The sequence below is a fragment of the Agromyces sp. P1_H4 genome (genome assembly GCF_056405255.1).
The window spans coordinates 1-7,339 of record NZ_JBFUCL010000191.1; the positions used below are offsets into that span (position 1 = coordinate 1).

At 69.3% G+C, this 7,339-nt stretch carries 8 protein-coding genes; 2 read left to right on the top strand and 6 right to left on the bottom strand.

The features are described from left to right. From AC1DY2_RS12180 to AC1DY2_RS12205, 6 genes are all read right to left on the bottom strand, one after another. The coding region (locus tag AC1DY2_RS12180; RefSeq protein ID WP_476762671.1) for a MarR family winged helix-turn-helix transcriptional regulator at window positions 1–345 on the bottom strand (345 nt) is incomplete at its 3' end. 1 nt (window position 346) lies between these two features. After that, complete coding sequence (locus AC1DY2_RS12185; protein ID WP_476762672.1) at window positions 347–2,068, bottom strand: MDR family MFS transporter; 1,722 nt, start codon at window positions 2,066–2,068, stop codon at window positions 347–349. A gap of 145 nt (window positions 2,069–2,213) precedes the next feature. Continuing rightward, window positions 2,214–2,603, bottom strand: a complete 390-nt coding sequence (locus tag AC1DY2_RS12190; RefSeq protein ID WP_476762673.1) for a RidA family protein — start codon at window positions 2,601–2,603, stop codon at window positions 2,214–2,216. A gap of 64 nt (window positions 2,604–2,667) precedes the next feature. Then, a complete protein-coding gene (locus AC1DY2_RS12195; RefSeq protein WP_476762674.1) occupies window positions 2,668–2,907 on the bottom strand; it encodes a hypothetical protein in 240 nt (79 codons plus the stop codon). Between the two features lie 30 nt (window positions 2,908–2,937). Beyond that, a complete protein-coding gene (locus AC1DY2_RS12200; protein WP_476762675.1) occupies window positions 2,938–4,299 on the bottom strand; it encodes a S8 family serine peptidase in 1,362 nt (453 codons plus the stop codon). 191 nt (window positions 4,300–4,490) lie between these two features. Then, entirely contained in the window at window positions 4,491–5,837 is a 1,347-nt protein-coding gene (locus AC1DY2_RS12205) for a S8 family serine peptidase (protein ID WP_476762676.1), read from the bottom strand. Between the two features lie 462 nt (window positions 5,838–6,299). Here AC1DY2_RS12205 and rplJ point away from each other — a divergent pair, with 462 nt between their 5' ends. Together rplJ and rplL are read left to right on the top strand one after the other, a co-directional pair. Beyond that, the gene (gene rplJ / locus AC1DY2_RS12210; RefSeq protein WP_130351776.1) at window positions 6,300–6,815 is read left to right on the top strand and encodes a 50S ribosomal protein L10; all 516 of its coding nucleotides are present in this window, start codon (window positions 6,300–6,302) and stop codon (window positions 6,813–6,815) included. Window positions 6,816–6,864: 49 nt separating this feature from the next. Beyond that, window positions 6,865–7,254 (top strand): 50S ribosomal protein L7/L12, encoded by a 390-nt coding sequence (gene rplL / locus AC1DY2_RS12215; RefSeq protein WP_159603822.1) that lies wholly within the window; start codon window positions 6,865–6,867, stop codon window positions 7,252–7,254. Window positions 7,255–7,339: the final 85 nt, after the last annotated feature.

A 7,339-nucleotide genomic window follows, 5' to 3' on the forward strand; every position in this document is an offset into this window, starting at 1 on the left:
CTGCAGCGCGTCGAGCGCGTTCCGGGTGGCGACGAGCACGCGCACGCGGCCGTCGGTCTCGTCGGGACGCGTCTCGACGAGCYCGAGCTCCTCGAGCATTCGGATCTGGCGGCTCACGACGGACTTGTCCATCTCGAACATCTCGGCCAGCACGTGCGCGTTGGTCGTGCCCAGCCGGGTGATCGCGGAGATGAGCTTGTAGCCGGCCGGCTGCAGGTCGGGATGCACCTGCTCGGCCGACTCCTTCCAGACCGTGCGGATGCGACCGAACAGCATGCTCAACTGCTCCTCGACGTCGGCGATGGCCTCGTCGGTACGGTCGGGAACCTCGATCGCGAGCGTCATGTCAGCGGGCGGACTCGGAGGAGGTCTTCGCAGCCTTCGCGGCACGCTCGGCCTCGGCGTCCTCCTCGACCATCTGGATGGACGACGTGACGGGCGACCCGATCTCGGCCTCGGCCAGGTCGATCGCGACCTGCTCGAGCTCCTCCTTCAGCTGCTCGGCCGAGGTCTTCGTCGAGAGCGCCTTGTTGGGCAGGAACGCGATCGCGAGGACGCTCAGCACCGCGAGCGGCACGGCGACCCAGAAGACATCGGCGATGCCGTTGCCGTACGCGCTCTCGATGATGACGCGGATGCCGTCGGGCAGCTCGGAGACGTGCGGGATGCCGCCGCCCGCGAGGCCCTTCAGGGCTTCGACGTCTTCGGGCGAGGTGGGGGTGTAGCCCTTCAGGCCCGACGTGATGTGCGTGGTGACCTGGGTGGCCAGGATCGAGCCCATGATCGTCACGCCGATGGTGCCGGCGATCGTGCGGAAGAAGTTCACGTTCGAGCTCGCCGCACCCAGCTGCGAGGCGGGCGTGTCGTTCTGCACGACGAGTGTGAGGTTCTGCATGACCATGCCGAGGCCCGCGCCGAGGACGATCATGTAGACGCTGACCCAGAGGTAGTCGGTGTCGTAGCTGAGCGTCGTCATGAGGTAGCTGCCGGCGACGACGAGCAGCGACCCGAGGAGCATGAAGCGCTTCCACTTGCCGAACTTGCTGATGAGTGCGCCGATGAGGATCGAGGCGCCCATCTGGCCGACGATCATCGGGATCGTCATGAGCCCCGACTCCGTGGGGGTCGCGCCGCGGGCGAGCTGGAAGTACTGGGCCAGGAAGACGCTGGTCGCGAACATGGAGACGCCGATCGCGACCGAGGCGATCACGGCGAGCGTGAAGGTGCGGTTCTTGAAGAGCGTCATCGGCACGATGGGCTCGGGCACGAAGAACTCGGTGATGATGAAGCCGATGATGGCGGCGGCGGAGACGCCGATCATCACGTAGCTGGTCATCGAGTCCCACTCGAACTCGCTGCCGCCGAGTGACACCCAGACGAGCAGCAGCGAGACGCCCACGGCGAGCAGCACGATGCCGAGGTAGTCGATCTTCACCGCGCGCTTCGGCATGGCCGGCAGGTGCAGGGTGCGCGAGATGACGATGAGCGCGATGATCGCGAGCGGCACCGGAAGGAAGAAGTTGGCGCGCCAGCCCCAGGCGTCGGTGATGACGCCGCCGAGCAGCGGACCGCCGATGGTCGCGACGGCCATGATGCCGCCGACGAAGCCCATGTACTTGCCGCGCTCGCGCGGCGAGATGATGACGGCGATGAGGATCATGACGAGCGACATGAGCCCGCCGGCGCCGAGGCCCTGGATCACGCGTACGGCGATGAGGGTCGTGGTGTCCTGGGCGAAGCCCGCGATCGCCGTGCCGACGACGAACAGGCCGATCGCCGCCATGAGCAGCACCTTGCGGTTCACCAGGTCGGCGAGCTTGCCCCAGATCGGGGTCGAGACGGCCATGGCGAGCAGGCTCGCGGTGATGACCCAGGTGTAGGCGGTCTGGTCGCCGCCGAGGTCGGCGATGATGAGCGGCATCGAGGTCGAGACGACCGTGCCGGAGATGACGGCGACGAACATCGCCACGACGAGGCCCGAGATGGCGATGATCACCTCGCGGGGGGTGCGTTGCGCCGGAACGGCCGGAACGGCCCCGGTCGCCGGCTTGTCTGCCACAGAAGTCACGTTGATCCCTTACGTCGTGCGAGGCGCTCCGCATGGTGGAGGCAGGCGCCTGAAAGTTGATATTCAGCAACTATATATAAGTAGTTGTATTTAGTCAACTTTGGACGTGGGTCAACTATTCCCGATCGATGCCGCGACAGGGAACTCACTCCAGGACGGCGACGGCCTCGATCTCGACGAGGGCGTCGGGCCGCCCGAGGCGCGGCACGATGAGCACGGTGAGGGCCGTGGGGTTCATGCCCCAAACCTTGGCCGACGCGGCATACCCCTCGTCGACCGACTCGCCATCGACGAGGTACACCGCCAGGCGCACCACGTTGGACTGGTCGGCGCCGGCCTCGGCGAGCACGGCGAGCACGTTCCTCAGCGCCTGCTCGGTCTGCGCCCCGAGGCCGCCCTCGATGATGGCCCCCGACGAGTCCGTGGCGTTCTGGCCGCCGACGTACAACAGGTTCGACGCGCCACGGACGAGGACCCCCTGGCTGAACGCGGGGTTCCGGAACGACGACGCGGGATTCAGGTGAGTGATCTCCATGTCCCCGGTCTACTCCCGGCCTCCGACACGGCGCCCAGCGGGACCCGGGGCACCCCGTCGTGCGCTATTGCACCGGTGCGTCCGGTGGCGGCAGCTGCACGCCGCGCTCCGCCTCCACCGTCACCCCGTCGATCGAGCGCAGCCGCTCGAGGGTCTCGTCATCGGCCCAGCCGGTGACCACGCCGATGGCATCGAGGCGCTCCTCGACCTCGAGGCCCGCGGCGGCGAGGTCCTCCACGGACCTCGCCGCCTCGGGGTCGCCGCCGAGCGTGACGTGCACGCGACGCCGGCCTTCCTTCGTCATCCCCGTCTCACCACCGAGTTCGCCGGTCGCTCACGGCGCCGGGACGTCGATGGGCGGCTGGATGGGGCCGGGATCGATGATCGGGCCCGGGCGCCACGGGATCGGCGTCGGCACCACGATCTTCAGCATCCGCGTCGGCACGACCGCGAGGCCCGCGCCCACCTGCTGCGCCGACTGCGGCAGCGCCAGGGCGGTGCGCTCGATCTCACGCCAGAGCTCTCGGCCGCGCAGGCCGGTCTTCTGGGCGATGGTCGCCGCGATGCCCGCGACATGCGGAGTCGCCATGCTGGTGCCGCTCTTCACGCCGTAGGAGCCCTTCTCCACCGGCACCGTCGAGTACGTCGCCACGCCGGGGGCCGCGACGTTGACCTCGCCGCCACCGCCGTTCAGCGCCACGCACGAGAACGACGCGCGCTGGAGCGTCTGGTCGACCGCGGCCACGGCCAGCACCGAGGGGCTGTTCGCTGGCGCGTTCACCGGGGCCCAGCCGTCGTTGCCCGCCGCCGCGACGATGAGCGTCCCGGCGTTGAGTGCGGCCACCGCGGCCTGCTCGTAGTACGTGAAGTGCGCCTGGCCGACGTTCACCGAGGAGCCGAGCGACATCGAGATCACGGTCGCACCCTGCTGGATGGCCCAGTTGATGCCCGCGAGGATCTGCCCGCTCGTGCCGCTGCCCGAGTTCGACAGCACCTTGCCCACGAGCAGGCGGGCGCCGTGCGCGACGCCGTAGCGGCGCTGTCCGCCCGGCGGCACCTTGATGCCGGCCGCCGTGCCCGCGCAGTGCGTGCCGTGCGAGTGGCCGTCGTGCACCGGCTGCCCCGGGATGAACGACTGGCTCGCCAGCACGCGTCCGGCGAAGTCGGGATGTCCCAGGTCGATGCCGGTGTCGAGGATCGCGACGCGCATGCCGGTGCCCGACCACGGCGCGGTGCGCAGGATCGGCGGGATGGCCCGTACGGCCCTCAGGCCCCACGTGTACGCGGCGGTGTCGGCGTAGACCTCCGCGGCGTCGACGTCGTCGTCCTGCGTGGTCTCGCCGGTCTCGACGTCCTCGAACGTGCGGGTGTCCTCCATGGTGAGGGCGTGCACCCACACCTCGGGCTCGATGGCGAGCACGGGGCTCGCCGAGTCGTCGACCGCACGTGAGAGGGCGCCCAGCTGCTCCGGCACCGAGTCGACGATCGCGATGTTCAGCTCCTCGAGGTAGACGCCGTCGCCGGCGACCTCCTCGAGCGTGCCGAACGCGCCCACGTCGCGGGCGTTCGCGAGGTCGAGCCCTGCGACGTCCCGCAGCTCCCGAGCCGCGGTTGCCGGGTCCACCTGCGCGAACGTGATGATCTGTCGTCCGGTCGGCCCCTCGGGCACGCGGTCGGCGACGGTCTCTGTCGTCATGATGTGTTCCTTCGATCGCGGAAGCTGCCGGATGCGCCTCGGGGTCGGGGTGCAGCGCCCGTACTGCGCACAGTCTCAGCGTCGATCCGGCATCCGGCATCGGGGGCGGCACTGACCGCCGCTCCACCATCCGCGAACTGACGTGCACGCGGCCGCCCCTCGCAGCGGCCAGCTCGGGCATCGTCGCCCCGCTACGGGATCCGGTTCGGCTCGAGCGGGCCCGGGTCGATGACCGGACCGGGCCGCCAGGGCATCGGCTGGTACTCCCAGATGGGCCGCCGACGGGTCGGCACGACCGCGAGACCAGCGCCGACTTCCTGCGCGGAGAGGGGGAGCGGCACCGCCGTGCGCACGAGCTCCTGCCAGAGGGCGCGCCCGCGCAGGCCGGTCTTGCGGGCCAGGGTGGCGGCGACGCCCGCGACGTGGGGGGTCGCCATGCTCGTGCCGCTCTTGACGCCGTACGAGCCCTTCGACACGGGCACTGAGGAGTAGGTCGCGACGCCGGGCGCCGCGATGTTCACCTCGCCGCCGTTGCCGTTCAGGCCGACGCACGAGAACGGCGCCCGTTGGAGCGCCTGGTCCAGGGCCGCCACCGCGAGGACGGACGGGCTGTTGGCGGGCGCGCCCACCGGTGCCCATCCGCTGTTTCCCGCCGCAGCCACGATGAGCGACCCGGCGTTCAGCGCTGCGGTCGCCGCCTGCTCGTAGTACGTGTAATACGTCTGGCCCACGGCGACGGCCGAGCCGAGCGACATCGAGATCACGTGTGCGCCCTGTTGGATGGCCCAGTCGATGCCGGCGAGGATCTGGCCGCTGGTCCCGCTGCCCGAGTCGCTGAGCACCTTGCCCACCAGGAGCCGGGAGCCGTGTGCAACGCCGTACCGCCGTTTCGTTCCCGGCGGCGTCTTCGGTCCGGCCGCGGTGCCGGCGCAGTGCGTGCCGTGCGAGTGGCCGTCCTGCACCGGCTGCCCGGGGATGAAGGACTGGGCGGCGATCACGCGACCCGCGAAGTCGGGATGCCCAAGATCGATGCCCGTGTCGAGCACGGCGATCCTGATCCCCGCCCCTGCCCACGGCGCGGTCGCCAGGGTCGGCGGCACCGCGTGCACGGCCTTGAGGCCCCAGGCATAGGTGTCGGTGTCGGCGTACGTCTCGGCCGCATCGACCTCGTCGTCATCCGTGTCGGCAGCGGCGTCGTGCCCCGTCGCCGTCGGCGCAGCCTCGATGCTGTTGAACGGATACACGTAGACCTCGGGTTMCACCGCGAGGATCGGGCTCCCGGGGTCGCGGACCGCGCGCGAGAGCGCGCCCAGCTGGTCGGGCACGGAGTCGACGATCGCGATCCGGAGCTCCTCGAGGTACACGTCACCCGTCGCCACCGCCGCCGGGTCATCGAGGCCGCGAGCCCTGCCGACGTCGAGGCCGGCGACGTCGCGGAGCTCGCGCGTCGCCGTCGCGTCGTCCACCGGGGCGAACGTGATGATCTGCCGGCCGGTGGGGCCCTCGGGGACCCGTCCGGCGGCGCTGTCGCTGTTCATGATCGGTTCCTTCGTTCAAGGGCGCCGACGGGATGCCTCGCTGATCGCGGCACGACGCCCACGGTGGGCACAGTCGCGATTCGCGTGGAGCGCCGCATCGGGGGATGATGCACTGAAGCACCATCATGGTAGGGCGCTCGGACATCGGACGCCCGGGCCTGCGGACGGTTGGCGATGAGCCCGGCCCGGCCGATTTGGCGGAGGGCGCGGCATCCGTTAGCCTTGTCGGAGCCGAAGACCGCTGGTTGTCGTGCGCGCACCGAGTTCATTCACGGGGCGAGTCGACCGAAGTCTTGCGAAAGCAAGTGCCCGCGCAGGTGTGACGAAGACTTCCCGTTCATTCGGGCCGAGCTCCGCGCAACTGCGCCGGAGCTCTTTTCTTTTGCTCGACGCTCTGAGCTTCCAGCGCTCCCAAGCCGTGCACCGCTTCCGCGGTGCGCGTTGAATTCACAAGGAGTGGCCATGGCGAACAAGGAAGCCTCGGTTGCCGAACTCACGAACCTGTTCGAGAGCTCGACCGCCGTTCTGCTGACCGAATACCGCGGCCTCACTGTTGCGCAGCTCAAGACGCTGCGCAAGTCCATCAGTGAGGACGCGAGCTACGCCGTGGTGAAGAACACGCTGACCAAGATCGCGGCGAACAACGCCGGCATCTCGTCGTTCGACGACGAGCTCGCCGGTCCCTCCGCGATCGCATTCGTGCACGGTGACCCGGTCGCCGTCGCGAAGGCCCTGCGTGACTTCGCCAAGGCGAACCCCCTCCTCGTGGTCAAGGGCGGCTATTTCGATGGCAAGCCCCTGACCGCCGAAGAGGTAGGCAAGCTCGCCGACCTCGAGTCCCGTGAAGTGCTGCTGGCGAAGCTCGCCGGTGCCTTCAAGGCCTCGCTGTTCGGAGCCGCATATCTGTTCAACGCACCGCTGTCGAAGGCCGTTCGCACGGTCGACGCGCTGCGTGAGAAGCAGGAGTCCGCTGCGTAGGCGCGAGCCTCTCAAGCGGTGAGTAACCAAGAATCTAAGGAGAAAAATCATGGCGAAGCTGTCCACTGAAGAGCTGCTCGAGCAGTTCAAGGGCCTGACCCTCATCGAGCTCTCGGAGTTCGTCAAGGCGTTCGAGGAGACCTTCGAGGTCACCGCGGCCGCTCCGGTCGCCGTTGCCGGCCCCGCTGCCGCTGGCGGCGGCGCTGCTGCTGAAGAGGTCGAGGAGAAGGACTCCTTCGACGTCGTCCTCGAGGCTGCCGGCGAGAAGAAGATCCAGGTCATCAAGGTCGTCCGCGAGCTCACCTCGCTCGGCCTCGGCGAGGCCAAGGCCGTCGTCGACGGTGCTCCCAAGGCCGTGCTCGAGGGCGCGAACAAGGAGACCGCCGACAAGGCGAAGGCCGCCCTCGAGGAGGCCGGCGCGACCGTCACCCTCAAGTAAGTGGTCGCGCTCGCTCGAGCGCTTCCCCCTTGAGGTGACCCGCGTCACCAGATCGAAACGGATGCCCCGTGGCTCATCGCGAGCC